This is a genomic window from Microcystis aeruginosa NIES-2549 (assembly GCF_000981785.2).
Lineage (GTDB): Bacteria > Cyanobacteriota > Cyanobacteriia > Cyanobacteriales > Microcystaceae > Microcystis > Microcystis aeruginosa_C.
Window position 1 is genome coordinate 1,362,083 of record NZ_CP011304.1, and the last position, 26,400, is coordinate 1,388,482.

Sequence of the window (26,400 nt, forward strand, 5' to 3'; positions counted from 1 at the left end):
AAACTATCAAAAAATGGTACAAGATCAAAAACCCACGGTGATCATTACTGGGACAACTTCTGGAGTCGGTCTCTACGCCGCTAAATCCCTTGCTCAAAGAGGTTGGTTTGTGGTTATGGCCTGTCGGGATATCCCGAAAATGGAACAGGCGGCCAAGGAATTAAACATTCCCCGGGATAACTACTGTATTGAATTTATCGACCTCGGTTCCCTCGATAGCGTCCGGCGCTTCGTTAAAAATTTCCGGGCCTTGGGCAGATCTCTAACCGCTTTAGTCTGTAATGCCGCTATCTATCTGCCTTTGCTCAAAGAACCCTTAAGAAGTCCCGACGGTTATGAATTGAGCATGGCCACCAATCATTTAGGTCATTTCCTGCTGTCGAATTTGCTCTTGGAAGATCTAAAAAATTCTCTCTCTCCCGACCGCCGTTTAGTCATTCTCGGCACTGTCACCCATAATCCCGATGAATTAGGTGGTAAAATTCCTCCTCGTCCTGATTTGGGCGATTTAGAAGGGTTTGCCAAGGGTTTCAAAGAGCCGATTACTATGGCCGACGGCAAAAAATTTGAATCGGTCAAAGCCTACAAAGATAGTAAGGTGTGTAATGTTCTCACCATGCGGGAACTGCACAAACGTTATCACGAATCCACCGGAATCACTTTTACTTCCCTCTATCCGGGTTGTGTGGCCGACACACCGCTTTTCCGCAATCATTACCCCTTTTTCCAGCAGTTTTTCCCCTGGTTCCAGAAAAATATCACCGGTGGCTATGTTTCCCAAGAATTAGCTGGGGAAAGAGTCGCTATGGTGGTTGCTGACCCCGAATACCGTCAATCCGGTGCTTACTGGAGTTGGGGTAACCGTCAGAAAAAAGAGGGTAAATCCTTTGTTCAAAGGGTTTCTCCTCAAGCTCGCGACGATGAAAGAGGCGCAAAAATGTGGGAATACAGCGCTAAATTAGTCGGATTAGCCTAATTTCCGATTTTGAGACTGAAAAGGGACACAAGGTAACTTGTGTCCTACCGAAGCGGGGAGCGCCGGGACAGGGAGCAACAGTCCATAACTGGGTTTTTAAAGTTTGATTGGCAGTTAATGATATTATTAAAAACCGATTTGGTATTAGGCTCTCTTGGATTTGGTGGGTAAAATGTATTCTAAGATACATTCCTCCTAGCGAGGGGCTAGACGAACCACAAAGACAGAAAGAACACAAAGATTGATCGATCATATTGTAAGTTAAACTTATCACACAGAACCTAGAAGAGCCATTGTCCAATTGACGAAACGCTCGGCAACCGTAAAGATAGCCTGATCTCTATGCTGTTGCCAGATTTTGTTTAGCTTTCCCGTTTTTTGACTAGAATGACACCGCAACCGATCACCAGCAATCCTGCGAGGGTTGAGGGTTCGGGTACAGTTTCCACGCTAAAGGCGAGAAATTGAGTAAATTGGAGCTGGGTAAAGTTATTGTCGCTGACGAGAATTATTGATCGCTTGCCGTTCGGTAAATCGGGGCCGAAGGTAATCCCCTCCACGTTATCGATGGGGATATTTAACGAGGTCAGATCGAATAATAGGGTTTTCTGGGCGGCCACGATACCCGAAACCCCATTAATACTGGGAAAGGCACTAATATCGGTGGCCCCCTCCAGGGAAACCTCGTAGATTTTCACAGTATAGCCCGTATTCCCCGGTGTTATGGAGAAAGAACGTTCTAGGGAGAGAAAGCGTTTGCCACTATTATCAAGTGCCAGTAAATCGACGAGTCCGTTGACATCGAAAAGGCTTGGAATAGTCGGGGGAAGGGCGATTGGATCGGTATTGTAGAGGAATTGAGCGATCGGCTGTCCATTAGCGAGATCGTACTGCAATATCCGTGAGGGAGAACCGTTCGTTGGCGTCGCAGCCGGCCCATCCTGCACAAGCGCGTTCTCGGAGGCCGTGAACAGGAATCGCTGATCTGGGGTGGTGGTCAGACTTTCTAGAGCCAGATTATTGCGAACCCCGCTTGTGGTGGGAATCGGGTTCGGCGCGGGGATAAACTGGTTTGGAATCGGTAAAGTATCGTTCTGTTGACCGTTGGCCAGCGCGAATCGATTGACAAAGGGATCGAGAATCTGATTGTTAGAGACCTCCCCTTCGGAGGAAATATACAGATTAGAACCCACGAGCGCGATCCCTTCTGGATCGAGACTCAGCGCGGGGAAAGTTTGCCCGTTAGTCTGTAACAGTGGGGTAACACCGGTAAAGGTAACGCCGCTATTCGTCCCATTAACATTAAATAGCGTCGGATTGATCGTTGCGGTGTAGAAACGCGCCGGGCCGTTCTGAGAGCGATCGTCCGAGATGATGTAAAAGTTATTACCCGCCGGATCGTAGGTAATGCCCGATAATCCCCCGACCGGAACGGAGACACCGTTCACGGTTCCCGCTGGGCCTGAGGGAATCAACCCCGTGGGAACAATCGATTGACCGAGAAATTGTAAATTTAAAGGCGAAGCTTGAACCGACGAGGTAGCAAGGAAACCGACCGTTATGCTTCCGGCGATCCCGATGAAAAAACGAGAGGGGGATTTCATGATTTCTATCCAAAAAAACATTAGAACTCTTGCAAATTAATTATATGTTACAATCGTGTGTTAACTAATTTTTTTGGGAAAATTAGTTATTTAGTACATTTGCGCTAAATGAAAGCCTGAAGTTTAACTTTTAACCCAAAACTCTTTAGATATGCTTTAATCTCTTCGGGTCTAATTCCCCGCCGCTCGCAGGGTATAATAGAAAAATGAGTGAATACATCCATAAGAGCCATAATGTAAGTGTTTTGCTATATATCGTAAAGCCGTTTTCGACAAACAGGTAGATAGCTTGTTGAAAGAAGTCTGTCTGAAGATGGAAAAACGATAGGAGATCAAGTTTGTAGAAATTGGGCTGTTCTCGACTTTGTGTGATAATTTTTGCTCATGAAATCGTGAAATGTTTACTGGGAAAAACTTTGAGGACTATTTTGTTAAATAAACTATCAGTATACTGAGAGGGGGACAAGCACGGGGTTTATGTCTCTTTGTTATAATTCAAAGGCTAGGCTATAATAACTCTTCATAAACACCGATAATTTTAGTCAAAGACCTAAAAAAGGAAGATCATTATTCTGAGAGCGTGTAATTAGTATAATTAAAGTAAAAATCATTCCAATGTAGCCATAATTAAAAATATTAATGTAACTGGACTTAAACCTGAACAAATTCAGCAGATACAGGTACTTATGGCCGCATTTAAAGCTCAAAATCAACTCAATAAAAGTGAAACTGAAATTGATATGATTGAATACCTGTTGTCAAATCCTATAGAGGTTGATAATTTAGAATTTATGAAACGAGAAGAAATTTATGACAGAACTTAAAAGTCATATTTGTTTTGTTGAGTCTAATATTTAGCTTTATGCTTTTTCCACTGATAAAAAAGAAGAAAGTAAAAGAATATTGGCAAAACAATTAATTAGGGTTTGCTGAAAAAGTCATTGAAAAGTACAGGTCTCTTAATCAATGATTTCACTTAGCTACAAGCATAAGCTTTAGTTGTTGATTAATTTTTAAGTTATAACTTATCCTAATCATTGACCGAGAAAAAGTGCTGTTTTTCCATTTCAGACATAAAAAAGCCCAAAAAACCTGCCTCAACAGGTTAGAAAGATTCATGACTAAAAAAGTAATAGCAATCGCTGAAAAGGAAGTATGAGGAAGTTTAGCCATCACTTTACCTAAGCTAAATCTTCTTTTCCCCTGTCCAAATTTGCCCTCTATACAATTCCGAATCCTCTCATCATCGGTAGCTTGTTTCTTTTGTTCTTTACTAACATTTTTGGCTGGTCTTCCTAATGGGGGACCACTGATTCTGATTCCCCTTTCTTTACACCAAGCTCGGTTTTCTCTGGTTCGATAAATTTTGTCCACATGAACTGATTCTGGATAGTATCCTGTATAGTCATAATAAGCTTCTATTTGTGCTTTTAAATCTCCTGATTCATTAAAGTTATCCCAACTAATTCGGTCTAAAAATATGTAACCATCTATACAGCTTGCTGAGAATTTAGCCCCAAATTCTACGGGTTTTCCAGCTTTTCCTCTGACTATCGGACGGATGTGGGGTTGAGTTAAGCTGACAATTCTGTCTTCAATACTCTGTTTGTTATTTTGGTACATCCAGAGTTGTTGACGATAAACTTCTGTGACTACTAACAACAGTTTATAGTCTCTTTTTTTCAAGCTTTGTAGAGAGGCTCCTTCTGCTAAAAGTTGTTCAATATGGTCGAGATTTCTTTTCAGATATTGCAGTTGTCTTTTCAGAGCTTTTCGTCTTTGTTTGACGGTAGGTTTTCTTTTTTTCGCTACTTCTAAATAACTTTTTCTGGCTAGAAGACGATAGGTTCTCGGTTTTTGAACAAGTTTTCCTTTTAAAGTTTCATAGAGAATATCAATAATTTTTTCGGTTTGTTTTCTTCCTTGATTTAACAGGTTTAAATCCGTAGGATAACTAATATCTGCGGGCGCACAACTGGCATCTAAAATTAATTTACCTCGATTTTCTGGTTGACTTTGGGTTTCGCTCTCTAACTTTTTTTCGGTGTTTTCTTCTTCTTTTATTTCTCTCGAATTTTTGACCATAAAGCGATTCACTTTATTAATTAGTTCCAGAGTGATTCTTTCTCGAAAGTGAACCAACATTGACGCTTCAAACCGGGGTTCATTGCTGTAGGATGAAAACCCCAAGAAGTATTGTAAATAAGGATTTTCTTTGATTTGTTCTACCGTTTCTCTATCGCTTGTTCCTAATTTTTCTTTAATAATTAATGCTCCGAGTGCTGTCCTGAATGTTTTGGCGGGTGTGCCCATTTCTTCTGAAAAAAGTGATGCGTATTCCGCTTCAAATTCTGACCAGGGAATGAGGTTGGCCATAATTACCCAACGATTGTCTTGGGATAATTTCCCCTCAAAGGGCAGCTCGAAGTTTTCTGGTGGGGTTGAGGGTAACTCGCTTTTACGGTACATTAGCACTAATTAGAGAAGATGCAAGGGTGATGCAAGGGTTTTAAGAGATTCTAGCAGATTTAAGTGCATTTGGGAAGCTCTCAATCAAGCTAAAAGCCCTTTCCTGTAAGGTTTTTACCATTATTCAGCAAACCCTAATTAAAGAAAAGTCCATCATTATCAGTACCCAAATAATTAATGAGGTTTCTTGTAATTTACTTAAAAAGCATAAGCTTGATGAAAAACAACTGTTTAAATTAATTGTTTCCTTTTATAGCAAATATCAAGTTATCTCATTTAATCTTGATATTTTTGAATCTGCATCTAATCTGATAATTCAATACCATCTATCATTTTGGGATAGTTTAGTGATTGCTTGCGCTTTATTTTATGATGCAAATATTTTGTATTCAGAAGATATGCAAGATGGTTTAATTATTAATAAAAAATTCACTATTATTAATCCCTTTAAGCAATAAAATTATTTTACTGGTTAATGATGCTGTCTTTAACATTTCTAAAACCAGTCCTAACGGTACAGTCGTCGGCACAATTAACGCCACTGATGCCGATAACAACCCCTTAACCTACAATATCACCGCGGGTAATCCTAACCTCGATGGCGATGGTAAGTAGTCATGCAAAATAAATTTCCTAGTGAAGATAGGCAAGAGGCAAGAGGCAAGAGGCAAAAGCTTTGTCGAAACGTGTAATTAATTTTGCTCAGGTACTTATCTCCGCCTTTACCATCAATAATAGCGGCCAAATTGCCATGGCTGACTCCGATGACAAGGCTGTAGTCATCTCCCTACCCTAACTGACTTGACAAAAGTTGATCAAAATATAACCTTAGCAACATAAATCGGCTTATCCCTAGGTAAATCCTTGCAGGAGTGCCATTATACCAGATATTTTCTCTCTGCTCGATTTATTTAATAAGCTCTGCTGATGAATGAAAAAAAAAAAAATAAACTAGGCTTATAACTATTCGCCTCTACAATCTAAGCATTATCCCTAACCAGTGCTAAATTTTCTGACATCCAAGCTTGATTAATGGTTTTGGTGTCTTTAAAGGCAGTTTTCTCCACTATTCGCTTACTTATCAACTTTATCTAACTCGAACTAAGGTTCGGGTGGATTCCCTATTGACTCTGTACCATCTTTTTCACACGAGGTATATCATGGCTATCATCTACGTTAAATCCGGTTCTACTGGTAATGGTTCAGCGTGGAATAATGCTTATGGCGGTTTAGCAAGTGCCATAACTGCGGCACAAGCTGGCGATGAGATTTGGGTGTCTGCGGGTACTTATAAACCCACGACGGGGACTGACAGAACCGCGAGTTTTACCCTAAAAAATAATGTCGGGATTTATGGCGGATTCGCCGGAACAGAAACCGCAGTAAATCAGCGTAATATTACCACTAATGTCACCATTTTAAGCGGTGAAATTGGTGTAGCGGGGATTGCGGATAATTCTTATCATGTTGTTACAGGAAGTAGTACGAATAATACAGCGATTCTCGACGGTTTTACGATTACGAAAGGGAATGCGAACGGTACGACGGGAAATCAGGGTACTGGTGGCGGAATGTACGTCAATAATGGCAGTCCTACCGTCAGAAATACAGTTTTTATTGATAATAATGCTACTTCTGGAGGTGGATTATACAACGAGCAGGGAAGCAATCCTTTTCTGTCGGATGTACGGTTTGAATTTAATACTGCTACGGATGGAGCGGCGATTTATAATCGTTTGAGTAGTCCCTTCATTACTAATGCCACTTTTCGACTGAATACGGCGGTTAATAACGGTGGTGCGCTTTACAATGCTAGTAGTAGTAGTCCTACGGTGACTAATGCTGTTTTTACCCGAAATACAGCGACTACAGCCGATGGGGGTGCAGTTTACAATATCTCAAGTCTTCCTAATTTCACTAATACTGATTTTAGTGGGAATGTGGCGGCGCGAGGAGGCGCGATTTCTAATAATTCTAGTACCATTGGTTTAAGTAATAGTATTATCTACGGAAACCAAGATCGACGTGGTACAGGACCCGAAATTTTTAACAATGGCGGTACGATTAATACGAACAATAGCATCATTAAGGGCGGTGTCTTTAATGGTACGGATGTTGATCCCAAATTTGTTAACGCGAGTGGGGATGATTTACGCTTATTAGCAGGTTCTCCAGCTATAGATACAGGTAATTCTGCCTCATTACCAACGGATCGTCAAGATATTGATGCAGATGGCAATACTACAGAAGCTACGCCTTTAGATTTGGCGCGTAATCCCCGTATTGCTGGTTCTAGTGTGGATATTGGCGCGTTTGAGGGTGCAACTACGCCACCAACGGCGACTAAGCGCATTATTTATGTGAACGCGGCAGCGACAGGGGGTAATAGTGGTACTTCTTGGACGAATGCGTTTACTGATTTACAAGCAGCGTTAAATGCTGCACCCTTATTAGGGGATGAAATTTGGGTGGCTGCGGGTACTTATAAACCGACGACAACCACAGACAGGACAGCAACTTTTACCCTGAAAAACCAAGTTAAGGTTTATGGGGGTTTTGCTGGAACTGAAACGACTTTAGAGCAGCGAAATGTTACCAATAATGTCACTACTTTAAGTGGCGATATTGGAGGAACAACGAATGCTCAGGATAATGTTTATCACGTTGTTACTGCGAGTTTTACCAATAATACAACGGTGTTAGATGGGTTTACCATTGCAGCAGGTAATGCCAATGGTACGGGAACGGATCAAAATAATGGCGGTGGTATTTTTATCAATGATGGTACTCCGGTTTTGAGTAACCTAATTTTTGATAATAATAATGCTTCTGCTAATGGCGGAGGATTATTTAACACAGGTGCAAGTAATCCTACCTTAACTAATGTTACTTTCCGTAATAATAATGCTGCCAATGGTGGAGGTATTTTTAACACGGGTAGCAGTAATCCTACCCTGACAAATGCGACATTTACTAGCAATAATGCCAGTAGTCAAGGTGGTGCGATTTACAACAATAGTAGTAATCCCACTCTCAATACTGCTACTTTTACCAACAATACAGCCACGAATAGTGGTGGTGCAATTTTCAATACCAGTAGCAATCCTACCCTCAATAATGTCACCTTCACTAATAACCGAACAACTGCATCTAGCGGTGGTGGTGGAGCGCTTTACAATGGTAGTAGCAGTAATCCCACCCTCAATCAAGTTAGCTTTCAACAAAACAGTTCGGCTAATGGGGGTGCAATCTTCAATACCAGTAGCAGTCCTATCCTAACTGATGTAACTTTTGGTAGTAATAGTGCTACTAATGGTGGTGCTATTTCTAACAACAGTAGCTATACAGCAGGGGGGACTAATTTTCATCTAACACGAGTTACTTTTACTAACAATAGTGCTAGTTTTCAAGGTGGGGCAATCTTTAACGCCAGTAGTAATCCCAGAATGACCAATATAACCTTTACTGGGAATACAACCACTGATCCAGCTAATGGTGGAACTGGAAGTGATCAAGGAGGTGCTATTTACAACACGAGTAGTAATCCCACTATCAATAGCACTACATTTAGTCAGAACAGCGCAAATAGCGATGGTGGTGCTATTTATAATTACTATAGTAGCCCAACTTTGACTGATATTACCTTCACCAACAACAGTAGCGTTAATGGTAGTGGTGGTGCAGTTTACAACACATATTACACCACTGCTACTCTAACCAACGCTAACTTTAATTTGAATAGTGCTAACAATGGTTTTGGTGGTGCTATCTATGGTAGCAGTAGCAGTGTCATTAATCTAACTCAGAATAATTTCCAACAAAATAGTGCTAGTAGTGGTGGTGCGATTTACAACAGTAGCAGTAGTTCCAATCTGACCAATGTTAGCTTTAGTCAAAATGCTGCTAGTAGTAACGGTGGCGCAATTTATTCTACAAGTAGCAGTTCTACCCAAACTAATGTTACCTTCAGCCGTAATAATGCTATCAGTCAAGGGGGAGCAATTTGGATTAATGGAAGTGGTGCTAATACCTTAGTTAATACCAGTTTTTATGGCAATGCGTCCAGTAGCGGTAGTGCCATCTTTAATAGTGGAACTGCTCCTACTCTCCGTAATAGCATCATTTGGGGACATGGAGGAACAGCTATTGTCGGAAGTCCTACCATCACCAATAGTATCGTACAGGGAGGATATACCGGAACAGGAAACGTCACCGTTGATCCTTTAACAACTCCTGCAACTGCAATATTTGTTGATCCCAACTTCGATGACTTACGCTTAAAAAGCGGTTCCCCTGCGATTGATGCAGGTAGCAATACTTTCCTCCCCGCAGACAGTCGAGACTTAGACAAAGACGGAAACACCACCGAACCCCTCTCCCAAGACTTAGGGAATAATCCTCGCGTTAACGGTACTACAGTTGATATAGGTGCTTATGAATTTACACCCCCCGTCAATCAACCTCCTGTTATCACTAACAAAACCTTTACCATTGCTAAAAGTAGTGCAGTGGGTGCTACCGTTGGTACTGTCCCCATTAGTGACCCCGAAAATAACCCTTTCACCGTCACTATTACTAATGGTAATACTGACACAGATAACGACGGAACTCGTCCTTTTGCCATCAGTAACGCAGGAGTAATTACCGTTACTGACCCTGGTGATTTTGGCACAAATACAAGCTTTAATCTGACCATTGCTGCTAGTGATGGTAGCGCGACAGGAACAGGTAATGCAGTTATTAACTTAAATAGTCCGCCTACTGTTAATAACGCCACCTTCTCTATTGTTAACAACAGTGCGGTGGGTGCAACTGTTGGTACTGTCACCGCCAGCGACCCGGAAAACAATCCCTTGACATTTAGCATTACTAATGGTAATACGGACACAGATAATGACGGAACTCGTCCTTTTGCCATCAACAACTCAGGGGTAATTACCGTTACCGACCCCGGTGATTTTGGGACAAATAACAGCTTTAATTTAACCGTCACCGCGAATGATGGTAACGCCACAGGAAACGGTGCAATTGTTGTTAACCTAACCAGTCCTGTCAACCGTCCCCCAGTGGTTAATGATGCTGTGTTTAGCATTTCTAAAACCAGTCCTAACGGTACAGTCGTCGGCACAATTAACGCCACTGACCCCGACAATAACCCCTTAACCTACAGTATCACCGCCGGAAATCCCGATACTGATGGGGACACTATCAAAGCCTTTGCTATTAGTAACACTGGGGTAATTACCGTTACCGATACTAATGATGTCAGCGCACAAACTAACCCCTTTAACCTGACAATTCAAGCCAGTGACGGCGCTTTAACCGATACGGGTATCGCTACCGTTAACCTAAATAATGTCAATCCTCTCAGCTTCCAACTGAAACTATATGAGGATAATAACGGGACAGTTGGCAGTGAAATTACTGGGAACAATCCCATTCTCGGTAATAGCTTCTTTGCGGAAATCCTCGTCGGTGATATTCGTACCAATGCAGCCGGTTTAATCATTAATTCCCTTGATTTTGGCTTCGCCGCTGATGTTGCTCAAAATATCAATAACTTCGCCGATATTGGCAATGTCAACAGTCCCCTAGTTACTTCTAGTTTCCCCCTATTCCGAGGCGGGACTTTAGATAATACTAACGGACTAATTGATAACTTAAGTGGCGGTTCCGTCCCTCAAGCAAGTCAAGGTTCAGCGATTGGGGTCAATCAATTAAATCGCTTTAGTCTGCTACGATTTAATGTAGTCGGGACACGGGACAACTCCAACTTAAACCTCACCTTTGATCCTTCCCAAATTGGTTTTGCTGATGGCACATTTGCTGATCCTAATGGTACTTTAAGCTTAACCCGTAATATCATTATCAATGATGCTCCCATCGTCGGTAGCATTAACAACGTCAACCTCGCCGAAAGAAACGCAGCAGGTACAGTAGTAGTAGCCGGTAACTTAGTCGAAGCAACCGATGATAATTACGGACAAACTCCCACCTTTAGCCTCAGTACCTCTCCTAAAGATGGCTCAGGAAATGACCTTTTTGCTATCAATGCAACCACTGGAGAAATTACCCTCACTCAAGCAGGTTCTAATACCATTGACTATGAAAGTGGAGTAATATCCTATCAATTGGGAGTCAAAGCAACCGATGGTTATAAACTCTCTACGGAAAAGACATTTAACGTTAATATTACTAACGTTAATGAAGGGACAATCGTAGTAGATAAAAACGCCATCACCTTCGGCACAAAACTCTCCCAATACCGCCAAGGTGCAACCGATAGCCTCTTTGTCCGTCCCAATTTTGCTGACCGAACCCAATACATTGATATTACTAATACCGCAGTGGGAACTAACGATGTACTCGCCATTGCTGGTATTACTGTCAACGCACAAAATGTCACCACAGATGCCAATTTTGCCAATGGAGACATACTGCTAAACCCCGGACAAACTCGACGTATTGCTTTAGCATATACACCCAAAGCAGCGCGAGAAAACTTTAATTTGGCTAACGGTTTAGTCATCAACAGTAATGCTCAAAACAATTCCGCTTTGAACATTCAACTAACAGGGAAATCAACCTTTAACAGTGATATTTCCTACGATGGACGGGTGAATTTAACCGACTTAAACACCTTACAACGTCCGGGGTTATTCGGTAGTAGCAGTGGACAAACTAACTATGACCCTACTGCTGATATTACTGGAGATGGAAGAATTAATCTGTCCGAATTGGTTCCCTTAAATTCTGAATTTGGGTTAGTTATTTAGATTAACTCTGTAGGTTGGGTTGACCCAAGGAAACCCAAGAATTCAGATTAATTATGATGGCTTTTGATTAGGTTTGATGGGTTAGCGCACTTCCTAAACCATCCTACAAAATAAAGGTTCAGGTAAGGGTTCATTATCTGCTTGATAAGCAATCATTAGGGATTCTATAGCTTCTTTTCCATTAGCGACAGCTTCCTCATAAGTATCTCCATGAGTACGCCAATATTGCCCTGGAAAATCAGGCAATGCAACCAAAAAACAATTATCTTCATCAGACCATTGAATCACCATGCGATATTTAATTTGTGCCATTTTATTGATTCCTCTTAACTTCTTTTTCTTGATACAGTTTGGCATCGGTACTGTCTTTTCCAGAAACAGTAACTTTACCAGAGTACAAATGATGTACCCAGTTAGTGTGACTTCCCTTGCCGGGTTGTAGCATTTGTTTTAACTCACTAACTTTTTTAACTCAGGAGAACTACATTATGTCTAGTCTGACTACTCAATTCAACCTCAAAACTGATAATAGTGGCCTAGTGGGAACTATTATTAATAGTCCTCTCCGTGTAGGCGATAGATTTTTTGTAGAAATTTTAATGGAAAATAGTGATATTAATCCAGTCGGTATCACTAGCAGTGCCATTAATTTATCCTTCGATCCTCGCTCAATTCAAAACATCGATAATCCTTTCACTCCCTCAGATATCAATAGTCCTCTTGTTACCTCTAGGTTCCCCTTTGGACGGACGGGAATCTTAGACAATACCAATGGTTCAATTACTAACTTAGGCGGCGGTGCTTTCCCCTTAGCAGGCATTGGTTCACCTCTGGGAATTAATCAATTGGATACTTTTAGTTTATTGCACTTCCAAGTAATCGGCAATGGTAATTCTAGTCTGGTACTTAATATTGATTTATCTCAAACTGGTTTTAGCGATGGCAGTGTTGCCAGTTATTCTGGCAATCAAAGTCAGTTTATAAAAATAGTTCAAGTGGGTTCATCGACAGCTATTCCCGAACCTTCTACAATTTTGGCAATAGTAATATTAGGGTTAGGTGTATTGCTGTCTAAAAAGCGCAATCAAGACAATAGTAATGATGGTTAATTGATGTTTTTCGGGGACGTAAGCGATCGAGTTTACATCCCCGTGTGTAGTTTAGTCAACTTGGTTCATTATGCAAATCGATGTTACACTTAGCTGGAAACCCTATCCGGCAAGGGATTAATTCAATTTAGAGCGGGAAAAAAACACGAAAGACTTATCTGGAAGGTGTTTCAATCCCTTAGGCTCCTGATAAACCGCCGAGAAGCATACCAAACTCAGAAGAGCCATTTTCAGTAACAACCTTATCTGTAAGAAAGCCGCCATGAAAAAGGACACAAGGTAACTTGTGTCCTTGTCGAAGCTAGGAACTTAATTTTTATTTAGCGTCGGAGAATTCGGCATCGATGACATCATCGCCGCCACCAGCACCACCAGAGGGGCCATTGTCATCATTGCCACCGGGGGGATTGCTAGGGGACCCTTGCTGATACATACTGCTGCCGATCGCGTAGAGGACTTGTTGTAATTCCGGTAGGATGGTTTTGATCTTACCATCATCGTCTTGAGCGATCGCTTCTTCCAGGTCTTTAATCAACCCTTGGGCTTTATTTTTCTCGGATGGGGGAACCTTATCGCCTAACTCTTCCAACTGCTTCTCAGCTTGATAAACCAGGGAATCAGCTTGATTTTTGCGTTCAATGCGTTCGCGACGTTCCTTATCGACCGAGGCGTTCGATTCTGCCTCATTAACCATGCGTTCCACTTCATTTTGGGGCAGGGTAGAAGCGCCGGTGATGCTGATCGATTGTTCTTTTCCTGTACCTTTATCCTTAGCGGTGACATTTAAAATACCGTTAGCATCGATGTCAAAAACCACTTCGATTTGAGGCACACCACGAGGCGCGGGAGGGATGCCATCGAGTCGGAAAGTTCCCAAACTCTTGTTATCTTTGGCCATTTCCCGTTCCCCTTGCAGGACGTGGATTTCTACGTTAGTTTGTCCATCTACTGCCGTGGAGAAAACTTCCGATTTTTTGGTGGGGATAGTGGTGTTGCGGGTAATAATCCGCGTCATCACACCGCCGAGGGTTTCCACACCCAAAGACAGGGGCGAAACATCAAGCAGAAGAATATCTTTGACTTCACCGGCGAGAACACCACCTTGAATGGCAGCACCGACGGCTACCACTTCATCGGGGTTAACGCTTTGGTTAGGATCTTTGCCGAGAACTTTTTTAACTAATTCTTGAACGGCGGGAATCCGGGTTGAACCACCGACGAGAACCACTTCATCGAGGGCAGATTTATTGATTTTGGCATCACGGATGGCATTTTCGACGGGAATCCGACAGCGATCAATTAAATCGGCGCAAATTTCCTCAAATTTAGCTCTGGTTAAAGTGGTATCTAGGTGTTTTGGTCCTTCGGCGGTAGCGGTGATGAAGGGCAGGTTAATTTCCGCTTGGGTAACGCTAGAAAGTTCAATTTTGGCTTTTTCTGCCGCTTCTGTGAGACGTTGCAGGGCCTGTTTATCTTGACGGAGATCTATTCCTTCAACTTTTTTGAATTCTCCGGCTAGATAATCGACGATTTTTTTATCGAAGTCATCACCACCGAGATGAGTATCTCCAGAGGTAGCAAGAACTTCAAAGACACCATCACCCACTTCTAGAACCGATACGTCAAAGGTTCCCCCACCCAAGTCAAAAACGAGAATGGTTTCGTTAGCTTTTTTGTCTAATCCGTAGGCAAGAGAGGCGGCGGTGGGTTCGTTGATAATGCGGAGAACTTCAACCCCAGCAATTCTCCCGGCATCTTTGGTGGCTTGACGTTGGGAGTCATTAAAATAAGCGGGTACGGTGATGACTGCTTGGGTAACGGTTTCGCCGAGGTATTTACTGGCATCTTCCACCAGTTTCCGCAGTACCTGGGCGGAAATTTCTTCGGGGGCGAATTGTTTGCCCTGGGCGGGACAGTCTAATTTAACGTTGCCGTTGCCGTCTTGGAGAGTTTTGTAGGATACTTCTGTGGCTTCGTTGGTAACTTCGTTGAATTTCCGGCCGATGAAGCGTTTGACGGAATAAAAGGTATTTTGCGGGTTCATTACCGCTTGACGTTTGGCGATTTGTCCTACTAGGCGGTCGCCATTTTTGGCGTAGGCGACGACTGAGGGCGTGGTTCTAAATCCTTCGGCGTTGGCGATAACGGTGGGTTTACCCCCTTCCATAACCGCGACGCAGGAGTTAGTCGTCCCTAAGTCAATTCCAACTACTTTTCCCATAATCTTTGTGCTGCTCCGATACAACTATAGTGACTTCTAGAATCGGAACTGTACTCGGTTTTTAGGCGATACCCACCCTTATCAGTTCCTTCGTTATCTCTATAGTGCAAAATAACCCCGCTTTCTCGATAGTGTAGGTATCCGAACCTTTTTGGTAGTATTGCAGTAGTCGGTAAACCTCTGGTAAAAGTTAACAATTGTCGTGGGGGCAGTCTGAACGAGTAATTTAGATAGGGGCTGCTGAAAAAGTTTTTCGTGGGGGCAGGGTGTGGGGTGTGGGGTGTAGGGTTTTACCGATTTTGAGGTAGTCAGTTACCTAATTTTCAGGGAAAAAGTCCAGGAATTTTACCCCCGATCCTCCAATGGTCGGCACTTTTTGAGGTAAAAAAAGTCTAAAAGCCTTATCCAACAAGGTTTTTAGATTTTTTCAGCAAGCCCTAGATAGTCAATAGCTTATCCTCTGCGCTAAAATTACGATCGCCGATAACAATTTATCTAAATTCATCGCAGAATCTCCATTGCCTTATTGTCTTGGTTGCATCGGCTTTTGACCTGATTATTTCATAAAAAATATGACTTACGAAACTCTGGAACTTTCCACACCGACACCGATTTTATCTTGGGCGGGCCATGAATTGGGACCCCAAGAAACCCAAATGGTCAAAAATGTCGCTTCCCTCCCCTTTGTTTATAAACACATTTCTTTAATGCCCGATGTTCACTTGGGTAAAGGTGCTTTAGTCGGTTCGGTGATTGCCACCAAAGATGCCGTAATTCCTGCCGCCGTTGGAGTCGATATCGGTTGCGGCATGGCTGCCCTAAAAATGCCTTTTACTGGTGAACAATTGCAGGGAAAACTTAAAAAAATTCGCCTCGATGTGGAGGCGAATATTCCCGTCGGTTTTGCGGAAAATAAAGAAGTGGATCGGGAAGTAACTAAATGGCCAAAATGGGCGGAATTTAAACAGATTCATCGAGGCGTACAAAACCTAGAGAAAAAAGCCCTTAAACAAATGGGTTCCCTGGGAGGTGGCAATCACTTTATCGAAATTTGTTTAGATACAGATAATCAAGTTTGGTTAATGCTCCATTCCGGTTCTAGAGGTATTGGTAATCAACTGGCCCAATGTCATATTGATACGGCCAAAGAGTTAGCAAAACTAGCAGAATGTAAATTACCCGACCTCGATTTGGCCTACTTTGTCGCTGGTACAGAAGAATTTGCCGCCTACTGGCATGACCTACAATGGGCCCAGGAATATGCCCGTTATAATCGGGAAATTATGATGGCTAGATTTAAACGGATTGTTGAAAAACATCTAGCGGGAGGCAAACCAACTAAACCCCTCTTAGTAGTTAATTGTCATCACAATTATGCCGAAAAAGAAATTCATTTTGGGGAGGAAGTTTATGTCACCCGAAAAGGAGCCGTCCGCGCCAGAGAAACCGATTATGGTATTATCCCCGGTTCCATGGGAGCGCAATCTTATATTGTTAAAGGTAAAGGAGAACATAATAGCTTCTGTTCCTGTTCCCACGGGGCCGGGCGCTTGATGTCGAGAAATCTGGCTAAAAAAACCTTTACTCTTGATGATTTAATCGCCCAAACCCAAGGGGTTGAATGCCGCAAAGATGAGGGCGTTATTGATGAGATTCCGGGGGCCTATAAACCGATCCAACAGGTGATGAATCAACAGGCTGATCTAGTGGAAATTGTCGCCACTCTCAAGCAGGTGATGTGTGTCAAAGGTTAAAAATCATGGCCAGAGCGATCGATTTTTACGGAACCCGAATTTTTACGCGATTTTGGGGACAGATTATTTCTTGATTGGGCCCAGAATCAGTGAGCAGTCTAGGAATTTAGGGTCACAGATCCAGTAACATCAACTCCTCGACTAAATCAAAATTAGCCGTTACCGATTGCACATCATCGAGAGATTCTAGGGTGTCGATTAACTTCAATAAAAAACGGGCCTGGTCTCGATCGCTCACTTCTAGGGTATTAGTGGGAATCCAGCGTAATTCTGCTTCTTTGACCTTAAATCCCGCTGCTTGCAGAACCTTATTCAATCTCTCCAGGTTAGACACCTCAGTAAACACTTCTGCTCCTTGACCTTCCTCCGCACTGTCAAAAAACTCGTAGGATTGGGCCTGGCCCTCTAGGGAAGCTTCTAAAAGCTGATCCTCATCAATAGTTCCCTCAAGACGAATTACCCCCTTATGGTCAAACATCCAGCCTACACAGCCCGTTTCACCTAAATTACCGCCATTTTTGCTAAAAGCCACCCGCAGATCCGCAGCCGTGCGATTGCGATTATCGGTCAGTGCTTCGATCAGGATCGCCACACCCCCGGGACCATAACCCTCGTAGCGAATTTCCTCAAAAGCTGAGTCATTTTCCCAAGTTCCCGCCCCTTTAGCGATCGCTCTTTCGATATTGTCATTAGGAATACCGGCCGCCTTGGCTTTTTCGATCGCCGTGCGTAGCTGAAAATTGCCCGCCGGATCGGGAACACCGTTACGCGTAGCCACGATAATGGCCCGGGATAACTGGGTGAAAGTTTTACCTTTTTTGGCATCAACCCGGGCTTTTTGTCGTTTAATATTTGCCCATTTACTATGACCAGCCATATCTATCTAAGATATCCAACATCAAAAATCTAGCAGATCGATCACTCTTGGTAAATCCGGGGATAATTGTCAACGAGTGCCGGGTAATGATCATAAATCCTGTTTAGAAACTATAGGGGAGCGGGTAGTGCGAGCATTTGTCCTAAAATTCCCGATAGGCGGTTTAAATCCAGTACAGCTTATTATAGAAAAGGTTGATTGATCAGGTGGCAATATGGCGCAATTTTCTCGCAAAACTCTACTAACCTTGTTTGCTAGTATATTAGTATTATTATTCTCCTTGGCTCCAGCCCAAGCGCTAAGTTATAATAACCGCAATTTGACCGATAATGACTTTGCGGGGCAGGATTTGCGCGATTCCACCTTCGATCACTCTAATCTGCGCGGTAGTAACTTCAGTCATGCCAATCTAGAAGGAGTGCGCTTTTTTTCTGCCAACTTGGAGGGGGCTGACTTTAGCGATGCCAATATGAGAAATGTGGATTTAGAATCGGCCCGTTTAACCAAAGCCAACTTTACCAATGCCGTTCTCGAAGGAGCTTTTGCCACTAACATTTTAATCAAAGGTGCAATTATCGACGGGGCCGATTTTACCGATACAATTATTCGCTCCGATGTGGAAAAATATCTTTGTGAGATAGCCACAGGAACTAACCCCATAACTGGCAGAAATACCCGCGATACCCTATTTTGTCCCTAATCGCGCTGTCATGACCGATCGAATTAGAGCCAGATCGGCCATAATTGCTGTAAGCTAGTATTCGATTTTTTAACAAAACCTTTAGAATAGACTTTCAAGTAAGTCAGTTCGATCGATCAGTCCCCTCTTGGAAAAAGGAAATTGTAACCATCGTGTCCACCAGTACCCTCGGCAATCAAGACAAAGAGCAGAAACCTAGTAGTGACTCGGATAGCTTTTTCCAAGGAGTCTCTAGAGTCGCAGGGGGAACTGTTCTCGGCCTGTTGATGGTATCCACGGCCGTGGTGACGGGGGCTGTGGTAGGATTAGCGATTAGTTACCGCAATCTACCCGATGTGAGGATTTTACGCGGTTACGTCCCCACGGAAACCAGTTATATCTACGATGTTAAAGGCAGACCCCTGACCAGCTTACACGGGGAAGCGCATCGGGAAGTGGTGGAACTCGATCAAATTTCTCCCAATCTAAAACGGGCCGTGATGGCGATCGAAGATAGCCATTTTTATCACCATCGTGGTATTAATCCTAATAGTATCGGTCGGGCAGTAGTGGCTAACTGGAAAAGTGGCGGTGTGGTAGAAGGTGCATCTACCCTCACCATGCAGTTAGTCAAAAATATCTTTCTTTCCCATCAGCGTACCGTTAGCCGTAAATTAGCCGAGGCGGTCCTGGCAGTACGAGTGGAACAGGTTTTTAGCAAAAATGACATTCTGGAAATGTACCTCAATAATATCTATTGGGGTCATAATAATTACGGAGTGCAAACCGCCGCTAAAAGTTATTTTAATAAACCCGCCTCCGAGTTAAATGTAGCAGAATCGGCGATGATGGCGGGAATAATCCAAGCGCCGGAAGTTTATAGTCCTTTTAATAATTATAAAACCGCCAAGGAAAGACAGGCACTGGTTCTCAGTCGGATGCGTGCCTTAGGTTGGATTACCCCCGCACAGGAAGAGGCCGCTTTAAAGGAACCACTGAAACTGGGTAAACCCACCGCTTGGCAAGAAAGTAAATTACCCTACGTTACCGATGCAGTGGTGGCAGAATTGCGGCAAAAATTTGGCAAAGAAACCCTAACTAAAGGGGGAATGCGGATTCAAACCACGATCGATCTCGACTTTCAAAACATGGCCGAGTCTACCATCCAAAGGGCCTATAATAGCTTGCGTCGTCGCGGTATTCGTACCAAAGACCTACAAATTTCTCTAGTCGCAGTGGATCCCCGCACCCATTTTGTTAAGGCGCTCGTCGGTGGCGTTGATTACAATAAAAGTCAATTAAACCGGGCCATCCAATCCCGTCGTCAACCGGGGTCAGCTTTTAAACCTTTTGTCTATTATACTGCCTTCGCTAGTGGTCGTTTTACCCCCGAAACGGTGGTTAATGATGCTCCCATTCGTTTTCGCGAGGCTGGCGGCTTCTATAGCCCAAAAAACTACGGTGGCGGCTTTTCTGGTCCGGTTTCCCTGCGTAGCGCTCTGGTGCAGTCTCTGAATATTCCCGCAGTTGTTCTCGGTCGTCGCGTCGGGATAAATAAAGTCATTGAAGTCTGTCGTCTGCTGGGTTTCGAGAGTCCTTTAATTGCCGTCACTTCTTTACCTTTGGGTTCCGTGGATGTGACTCCTCTGGAAATGGCGGGAGCCTACGCTACTTTTGCCAGTAATGGCTGGCATTCCGAGCCTACCTTTATCATGCGTGTTACTGATAGTCGGGGTAACGTCATGCTCGATAATACACCCAAACCGAAGCTAGTTTTAGACCCCTGGGCCACCGCTTCCCTCAATTCTGTCCTACAGGGAGTTATTCGAGGGGGAACAGCAACCTCGGCCCAAATCGGTCGTCCGGCAGCGGGAAAAACCGGTACTACCGATAACGAGAAAAATGTCTGGTTTGTTGGTTATGTTCCCCAATTAGCCACGGCAGTGTGGATTGGAGATGACCAAAACCGCACTTTAGGTAAAGGTATCACCGGTGGCGGTTTTGCCGCTCCCATTTGGCGTGATTTCATGGCACAAGCACTTAAAAATGAACGGGTAGAATATTTTCCTTCTCCTTCCAAATTCCGCAAACCAACAGTTAAGTAGATGGTTAATCTAATTGGTTTGATCGTAATTTATTGATCGAGTAAAGGTGGCTATGTTAAAAATGAAACCCACGCTTTGAGCCTTCAGGTTTCCTACGATTAATAGGTAAGTTACCATGAGTACCATCCAAGTTCAAATTCCCGACTCATTACAGAAAAGTTTAGATGATCTAGCGGCTCGTGATGGAATTTCGATCGATCAATTTATCTTTACTGCGATCGCTGAGAAACTTTCAGCGTTGATGACAGAAAATTACCTAATAGAAAAGTCCAAAAAGGGAAGTCGAGAAAAGTATCAGGCAATCTTAACAAAAGTTCCCGATGTTGAGCCAGAAGCCTATGACCAGTCAAATATGCCTGAATCGTCGGTAAGCAACCCAGATAAAGTTCATTTATAATAAAGTCACAAAAAAAACCTTTGCTTGAACCGATGACGACTTCCTTGACTGAGAGTCTCACCCTTGAAGATTTCCTCAAATTGCCATATTTGGAGGATTCTCCAGCATGGGAATACTTGCATGGAGTCGCAATTCAGAAACCCATGCCTAAGACTCGACACTCTATCCTGCAAAAACGTCTTTTAGCTGCGGTTGACAGCCACACTGTTGATTATACAGCCTTACCTGAGTTGCGATGTACCTTCGGCGGGCGTTCGATCGTTCCTGATGTGGCGGTAATTGCATGGAATCGAATTAACCTAAATGAAGCAGGTGAACCGGAGGACGACTTTAGGGAAGCACCTGATTGGACTATCGAAATTCTTTCACCGGATCAAAAGGTAAACCGTGTAATTGACAACATTTTACATTAGACCTCTCCATAATTTAATTAAATCACAATATATAGGATATAATAAAACAAATAGTAACTCAAAAAAGCCATGAAAAACTACACTTGGGAATACATTCAAAAATATCCGAAACAAACTAAAAGACTATTAGGAATTGACTACCAACAACTAGAACAACTGATGGCACTTGGAAAACTTATACATCGGAAAAACCAATCAGAAATCGAAAAAACCAAAATTAGGATTAATCAACCAGGAAGCGGAACACCTCCTAAATTATCAGAAGAGGAACAAATTGTTCTAATGTTGGTTTATTTAAGACATCATCTAAGCTTTCAAATCTTAGGACTAATATTTCAAGTGAGTGAATCAACGGCTCATAATATCTTTACCTATTGGCAAAAACTTTTTGAAGGAGAGTTACCGCCAAGTTTGTTAGAACAAATAAAGAAGTGCCAAGAAGAGGAAATAATAATTGAACAATTAAGGGATTATGAGTTGATTGTCGATAGCGCAGAACAGCCCGTGGAGAGGCCGACCGATTATCAAGAACAAAAAATATATTATTCGGGAAAGCAAAAAAGACATACTTTAAAAAGTCAATTTATTGTCTTGCCAAAAGCTGAAGATATTGTTGATGTAGTTATTGGTCAACCTGGTCCGACGAGCGACATAAAAATCTGTCGGCAAACTTTAAGCAAATTCGATTCTCAACAAACTTTTATTGGAGATAAAGCTTACCTAGGAGAAAATCAAATCAGAACTCCTGATAAAAAACCTAAGAATGGAGAATTAACCGAGAATCAAATTAAAGAAAATAAAGTTTTATCATCTCGGCGAATTTTTGTTGAGCATTTAATTCGAGTTGTCAAAGTATTTAAAGTAGTTCAAGAAAGATTTAGATTAAATAAAAGTCGATATAAATCGGTTTTACTGACCGTTTGTGGCTTAGTAAGGTTGAGAATTAGTGCGCTAATTTTAGAAGTAATAGAAGGGGAGCAATCAGGGGAAGTAATTGACGTTATAATTAGCCATAGTTTTCCGTCAAAATTGGATTTTGTCTCTTCAAACCCTGATTAATCGGTTTTGAGAGCTAATTTTGACTCTTGGTCTAATCTGCCTCTCTTCCTTGCTGTGACTGACTTATAAATTTTTGGAGAGGTCTATTGTTTAAAACATGGCAGTAAATTAGGATGGATGCTTGATCCAGATGATTATTCTGTTTTAATGTTTACTCCCCAACAAGAGCCGGAAGTTTGCAGAGGGGATGACCAACTTAAGGTAATTGCAGGGGTTCAGTTGACACTGACTCCACAACAAATCTTTGCATGGCTAAAAGTTGGTCAAGCTAGACAAAGTAAGTAGAAGTCTGGGGAGAAGCACAAGGACTAACTTGGTCGTTAGACGAAATTCAATAATAAACGGATTTAGTATAAAATGTCAAAAATTAAAAGTCCTCTGCGCTATCCGGGGGGGAAATCCCGGGCAATTAAGCAAATTTTGCCGCAAATTCCTGTCAATATTGGGGAATATCGAGAACCTTTTTTTGGTGGTGGTTCTGTATTTTTTGCTGTTAAGCAACTCTTTGGACAACAAATAAAAACCTATTGGATTAATGACTTAAATTATGATTTATATTGTTTCTGGCAATGCGCTCAAGAAAATATTGAGCTTTTGGTAGCAAAGATAACAGAAATTAAACAGAAATATGATAGCGGACGAGAATTATTTCAAGATTTGACAAGGGAAGATTTAAAGTTAACCGATTTTGAAAAAGCGGTGCGTTTTTTTATCTTAAATCGGATTACTTTTTCGGGAACAGTGGATTCGGGGGGTTATTCCCAAGCGGCTTTTACCAGTAGATTTACTGATTCATCAATTGCCAGATTAACTCAAATTGCGCCGTTATTATCATCGGTAAAAATTACTAACCAAGACTACGAAGAATTATTATTTGCTGAGGGAAAAGAAGTTTTTATCTTCCTTGATCCCCCCTACTATAGTGCCACAAAATCCCGTTTATACGGTGTAAGAGGTAATTTACATACTAGCTTCGATCATCAACGTTTTGCCGATAATATGCGTCAATGTCAGGCTAAATGGTTAATTACCTACGATGATTGTCCAGAGATACGAAAACTCTTTGATTTTGCCCATATTATCGAGTGGAATCTTCAGTATGGCATGAATAATTATAAACAAGGAGCGGCGGCATCCGGTAGGGAATTAATGATCAAAAATTATTAGTGCGATGCCGATATATTCTATGCTATTAATCACAGCAAAAAAGCTGAATACTGACCACTGCCTGCAGCGGCAAAACTAAGGGGTTCAATCTAGACGCAGTTTACTGATAATTCTTTGACAATAGAGTTGAATTCCTTCTAACTTAGCTAGGGAAAATTTGGGTTTAATGGGAAGGATCAGTAAAGACATAAAACTCATCCGCAGCAAGCGATAAACAAGGATAGTTAAAGTCGTATGTTTTTCGAGACTGAGAAGATAACTATAGATATTATGAGTTAGTCTTAGATAACCATAGCGACGGGTGATAGAAGATGGTTCATGAATAATTTTAATCTGATTGGTAACAACGACTAAATAGCCTTGATTTGCGTATCTTCGGGAAAAATCAAAGTCTTCGTAGTAGAGAAAGTAATCGGGATCGAAATGGGGACAAGTGGAAAAATTAGAGAAATTAATTAATAAACTGCATCCCGTCACCCAGTCGGGAACAAGATAGGGTTTATCTCGATAGTCTAAGGATTCCTCCACCACGTTAATTGTGCCGATTTTGGCATTAAATTTTCCCCAACCAAACCAGATTTTACCATCTGGTTCGTAAATTTCTGTACCGGCGATGGCAACTTCCGGATATTGCTGAAAAAATTTGCTTGCTTTCTCCAGAGAGTCCGGTAATAAGTAAGCGTCAGGATTAACTAACCAAACGATAGCTTTTCTGTCTTGTTGATAAATCCAATCAAGTCCTAGATTACATCCTTTCCCAAATCCTAAATTTTCCCCCGCTTCAATAATCTTGACTCTTTGCGCTGCTAGAGATTGGATATTTTTATCTTCAGTAGAATTGTTAACAATGATGAGAGTAGCAGATAAGTCATCGTTGAGGGAAGCGATTAAACGCTTAATTAATTCCGCGCAATTGTAGTTAACCGTCAATAGATAAATCATTACAGATAAAAGTTAGGAGTCACTGGCAATTAACAATGGTTAGAGAATGGCTTTTCCGTGCTAATTACTTTTTTTGGAGACGACAGAGATTAAAATTTTCAATTTTACTAGGAAAGGGTTGACAATTTTGGAAATCAATAACGAGATTTTCTTTAGCCAAATCTTCCACTATATCAGGGGATTTTTTATTAAAGTCCGTCTGGAGAATGTAGAGAGATTCTGGGGGAGTATTAGCAATAAATGTCTCGGCATTTTTTCGCATTAAAGTTCCCTCACTGACTCCCATATTCCCTCGCAATCGCACAAAACGAGTCGAAGCGGGAAAATGGGGAACTAGATAACCCGTTCCTTCATCTCCCCAGATAACAATCGTGGAATTTTCGTAGGGTTTTAATGCTTGACTATCGATACCAAAATAATTATCTGACCATCCCATTCTCCACCAGTCTAAGGGTTTGACTGTAGCGGCAATTAAGGCAAAAATAGCGATAGATATTATAAAAACTGTCCTTTTATGAGGATAAAAATAGGCAATAATCAGGATAATTAAAACCGGTGTGATTAACTCTAGAACCATCAGATAACGATAAATAGAAAACCCCTTTAACCAGATCAGATAGGCACTACAATAAAAAGGTAGTAAAAATCCGAGAATGGGTAAATGGACTAAATTATTTTTTTGCTCTAGAGAACGGCGAGAGGTGTAGCGATAAATAATTACTCCCAGAAGAATAACAATTAAAAGATAGGCAATAGCAAAACGAGTCTCTTTAAATTTTACCTCAGCCACTAGGGTTTGTTCCTGCACAAAATAAAAGGGATAAAATAAAAATTGCCAAACATCTTTCGGTAAAAAGCGTACATCTTGCAGGTTAAAATCTGTTTCGATGTAGGGAGATTGAAAAATTTTGTTGAAGAAGGGAAAAAGGGGATTAGCAAAATTAGTCCACATCAGGATTATCCAATAACCCATCGTCAGGGAAAATCCCACAGCCATAGAGAGAATTAAGGACAGAAGATTACGCAGCTTTTCCCTGATGGTATTGGTTAAAAAACTAATCGCCACGATTAAACTGATACTATACAGTGCCGTGGTCAATTTTAGTCCTGTTGCTAGTCCTAAAAGCAATCCTGCGAAAATTATAGTTTTAACCTTAACCGGTTGATTACGACCAAGACAAGCGATAATTAAAAATAATCCTGCCAAAACAAAAACACTGCTGGTACTATCACCAATACTGGTTCCCAACTCTGATAGAAAAGCTGCCCCAAAAATACTGGTAATTGCTGCCGCTATGCTTAAAGTTATCTTGTATCTTTCGGAAACTTTATCGAAGGAGTGATAAGTGATTAAATGAACCAACCACTGATTTAATCCATGAAAACCTCCCAAGAAAAACCCGACCACCACAGGAGGTAGTTTTAAGTAATGGATAGCAACGAAAAAAGGAACATCCATCAGAGGATTAAAGAAAGTTTGTATCTGCGCGGGTAGGACATCATACTTAAATCTTCCTGTCAATAACATATAGGGATTATAAAAATGATAATTGCGTAAATCCCAGCTAACATCTTGACCTAAGATAACTGATAAAATCCCTAGTCCGATAAAATAAACTACTGCCCAGAAGAGGGGATGAGTCAGGGTGAACCGTTTTAATAATGCCATAATTTAATCAATAATTTTGGTGAATTCGACGAGAAAACTAAACCCAATAGGACTGTTTACTTTCAGCAAAAGCCAATCAGTTATTAGTTTTTATTGTGCCATTAAACCAATGACTAGCTCTGGGATGAGTCGGCCTTTTAGCTGATAGCTTTTTACTTGATATACCATGTTTGGCTAACAAAT

At 41.8% G+C, this 26,400-nt stretch carries 19 protein-coding genes and 3 pseudogenes; 14 read left to right on the top strand and 8 right to left on the bottom strand.

The features are described from left to right. The first annotated feature begins 13 nt into the window (after positions 1 to 13). A complete protein-coding gene (locus myaer_RS06510) occupies positions 14 to 976 on the top strand; it encodes a protochlorophyllide reductase (RefSeq protein WP_046661482.1) in 963 nt (320 codons plus the stop codon). Positions 977 to 1,338: 362 nt separating this feature from the next. On the opposite strand, the gene myaer_RS06520 is transcribed toward myaer_RS06510, so the two are convergent. Next, entirely contained in the window at positions 1,339 to 2,601 is a 1,263-nt protein-coding gene (locus myaer_RS06520; protein WP_046661483.1) for an esterase-like activity of phytase family protein, read from the bottom strand. A gap of 185 nt (positions 2,602 to 2,786) precedes the next feature. Between myaer_RS06520 and myaer_RS06525 the strand changes: the two are divergent. Then, positions 2,787 to 2,905: pseudogene (locus myaer_RS06525) on the top strand (IS200/IS605 family transposase); the annotation flags it as partial. A 361-nt stretch (positions 2,906 to 3,266) separates the two neighbouring features. After that, entirely contained in the window at positions 3,267 to 3,404 is a 138-nt protein-coding gene (locus myaer_RS06530; RefSeq protein ID WP_235614811.1) for a hypothetical protein, read from the top strand. A 148-nt stretch (positions 3,405 to 3,552) separates the two neighbouring features. Here the strand turns inward: myaer_RS06530 and myaer_RS06540 are convergent, their stop codons facing one another. After that, positions 3,553 to 5,049, bottom strand: a complete 1,497-nt coding sequence (locus tag myaer_RS06540; protein ID WP_046660474.1) for an IS5-like element ISMae6 family transposase — start codon at positions 5,047 to 5,049, stop codon at positions 3,553 to 3,555. A gap of 137 nt (positions 5,050 to 5,186) precedes the next feature. Between myaer_RS06540 and myaer_RS06545 the strand changes: the two genes are divergently transcribed. Continuing rightward, positions 5,187 to 5,507, top strand: coding sequence for a PIN domain-containing protein (locus myaer_RS06545; protein ID WP_268807327.1), 321 nt, complete (start codon positions 5,187 to 5,189; stop codon positions 5,505 to 5,507). Here myaer_RS06545 and myaer_RS21310 read toward each other — a convergent pair. After that, entirely contained in the window at positions 5,460 to 5,606 is a 147-nt protein-coding gene (locus myaer_RS21310; protein WP_158524793.1) for a hypothetical protein, read from the bottom strand. The two genes, myaer_RS06545 and myaer_RS21310, sit on opposite strands and share 48 nt — an antisense overlap. Positions 5,607 to 6,209: 603 nt before the next feature. Here myaer_RS21310 and myaer_RS06550 point away from each other — a divergent pair. Then, positions 6,210 to 11,825, top strand: a complete 5,616-nt coding sequence (locus myaer_RS06550) for a beta strand repeat-containing protein (protein ID WP_046661486.1) — start codon at positions 6,210 to 6,212, stop codon at positions 11,823 to 11,825. 93 nt (positions 11,826 to 11,918) lie between these two features. Here the strand turns inward: myaer_RS06550 and myaer_RS06555 are convergent, their stop codons facing one another. Next, positions 11,919 to 12,137: a type II toxin-antitoxin system HicB family antitoxin gene (locus tag myaer_RS06555; RefSeq protein WP_046663624.1), complete on the bottom strand. Its 219-nt coding sequence runs from the start codon at positions 12,135 to 12,137 to the stop codon at positions 11,919 to 11,921. Positions 12,138 to 12,313: 176 nt separating this feature from the next. Here myaer_RS06555 and myaer_RS06560 point away from each other — a divergent pair, with 176 nt between their 5' ends. Continuing rightward, a complete protein-coding gene (locus myaer_RS06560) occupies positions 12,314 to 12,934 on the top strand; it encodes a PEP-CTERM sorting domain-containing protein (protein ID WP_046661487.1) in 621 nt (206 codons plus the stop codon). A gap of 316 nt (positions 12,935 to 13,250) precedes the next feature. Here the strand turns inward: myaer_RS06560 and dnaK are convergent, their stop codons facing one another. Beyond that, positions 13,251 to 15,155 (bottom strand): molecular chaperone DnaK, encoded by a 1,905-nt coding sequence (gene dnaK / locus myaer_RS06565; protein ID WP_046661488.1) that lies wholly within the window; start codon positions 15,153 to 15,155, stop codon positions 13,251 to 13,253. 572 nt (positions 15,156 to 15,727) lie between these two features. Here dnaK and myaer_RS06570 point away from each other — a divergent pair. Then, positions 15,728 to 16,909: an RtcB family protein gene (locus myaer_RS06570; RefSeq protein ID WP_046661489.1), complete on the top strand. Its 1,182-nt coding sequence runs from the start codon at positions 15,728 to 15,730 to the stop codon at positions 16,907 to 16,909. A gap of 112 nt (positions 16,910 to 17,021) precedes the next feature. Here myaer_RS06570 and myaer_RS06575 read toward each other — a convergent pair whose 3' ends face one another. After that, positions 17,022 to 17,786 (bottom strand): YebC/PmpR family DNA-binding transcriptional regulator, encoded by a 765-nt coding sequence (locus myaer_RS06575; RefSeq protein ID WP_046661490.1) that lies wholly within the window; start codon positions 17,784 to 17,786, stop codon positions 17,022 to 17,024. A gap of 214 nt (positions 17,787 to 18,000) precedes the next feature. Here myaer_RS06575 and myaer_RS06580 point away from each other — a divergent pair, with 214 nt between their 5' ends. The 7 genes and pseudogenes from myaer_RS06580 (at position 18,001) to myaer_RS06610 (ending at position 23,606) form a co-directional block, all read left to right on the top strand. Beyond that, the gene (locus tag myaer_RS06580; protein ID WP_046661491.1) at positions 18,001 to 18,486 is read left to right on the top strand and encodes a pentapeptide repeat-containing protein; all 486 of its coding nucleotides are present in this window, start codon (positions 18,001 to 18,003) and stop codon (positions 18,484 to 18,486) included. A gap of 152 nt (positions 18,487 to 18,638) precedes the next feature. After that, the gene (locus tag myaer_RS06585) at positions 18,639 to 20,570 is read left to right on the top strand and encodes a transglycosylase domain-containing protein (RefSeq protein WP_046661492.1); all 1,932 of its coding nucleotides are present in this window, start codon (positions 18,639 to 18,641) and stop codon (positions 20,568 to 20,570) included. 115 nt (positions 20,571 to 20,685) lie between these two features. After that, complete coding sequence (locus myaer_RS06590; RefSeq protein WP_046661493.1) at positions 20,686 to 20,967, top strand: hypothetical protein; 282 nt, start codon at positions 20,686 to 20,688, stop codon at positions 20,965 to 20,967. 32 nt (positions 20,968 to 20,999) lie between these two features. Next, a pseudogene (locus myaer_RS06595) lies at positions 21,000 to 21,377 on the top strand (Uma2 family endonuclease); the annotation flags it as partial. A gap of 72 nt (positions 21,378 to 21,449) precedes the next feature. Continuing rightward, positions 21,450 to 22,439, top strand: coding sequence for a transposase family protein (locus tag myaer_RS06600; protein ID WP_046660511.1), 990 nt, complete (start codon positions 21,450 to 21,452; stop codon positions 22,437 to 22,439). A gap of 81 nt (positions 22,440 to 22,520) precedes the next feature. After that, a pseudogene (locus myaer_RS06605) lies at positions 22,521 to 22,724 on the top strand (Uma2 family endonuclease); the annotation flags it as partial. 72 nt (positions 22,725 to 22,796) lie between these two features. After that, positions 22,797 to 23,606 (top strand): DNA adenine methylase, encoded by an 810-nt coding sequence (locus myaer_RS06610; protein WP_046661494.1) that lies wholly within the window; start codon positions 22,797 to 22,799, stop codon positions 23,604 to 23,606. Between the two features lie 84 nt (positions 23,607 to 23,690). Here myaer_RS06610 and myaer_RS06615 read toward each other — a convergent pair whose 3' ends face one another. Together myaer_RS06615 and myaer_RS06620 are read right to left on the bottom strand one after the other, a co-directional pair. Further along, a complete protein-coding gene (locus myaer_RS06615; protein ID WP_046661495.1) occupies positions 23,691 to 24,548 on the bottom strand; it encodes a glycosyltransferase in 858 nt (285 codons plus the stop codon). Between the two features lie 64 nt (positions 24,549 to 24,612). Further along, entirely contained in the window at positions 24,613 to 26,217 is a 1,605-nt protein-coding gene (locus myaer_RS06620) for a glycosyltransferase 87 family protein (protein WP_046661496.1), read from the bottom strand. Positions 26,218 to 26,400: the final 183 nt, after the last annotated feature.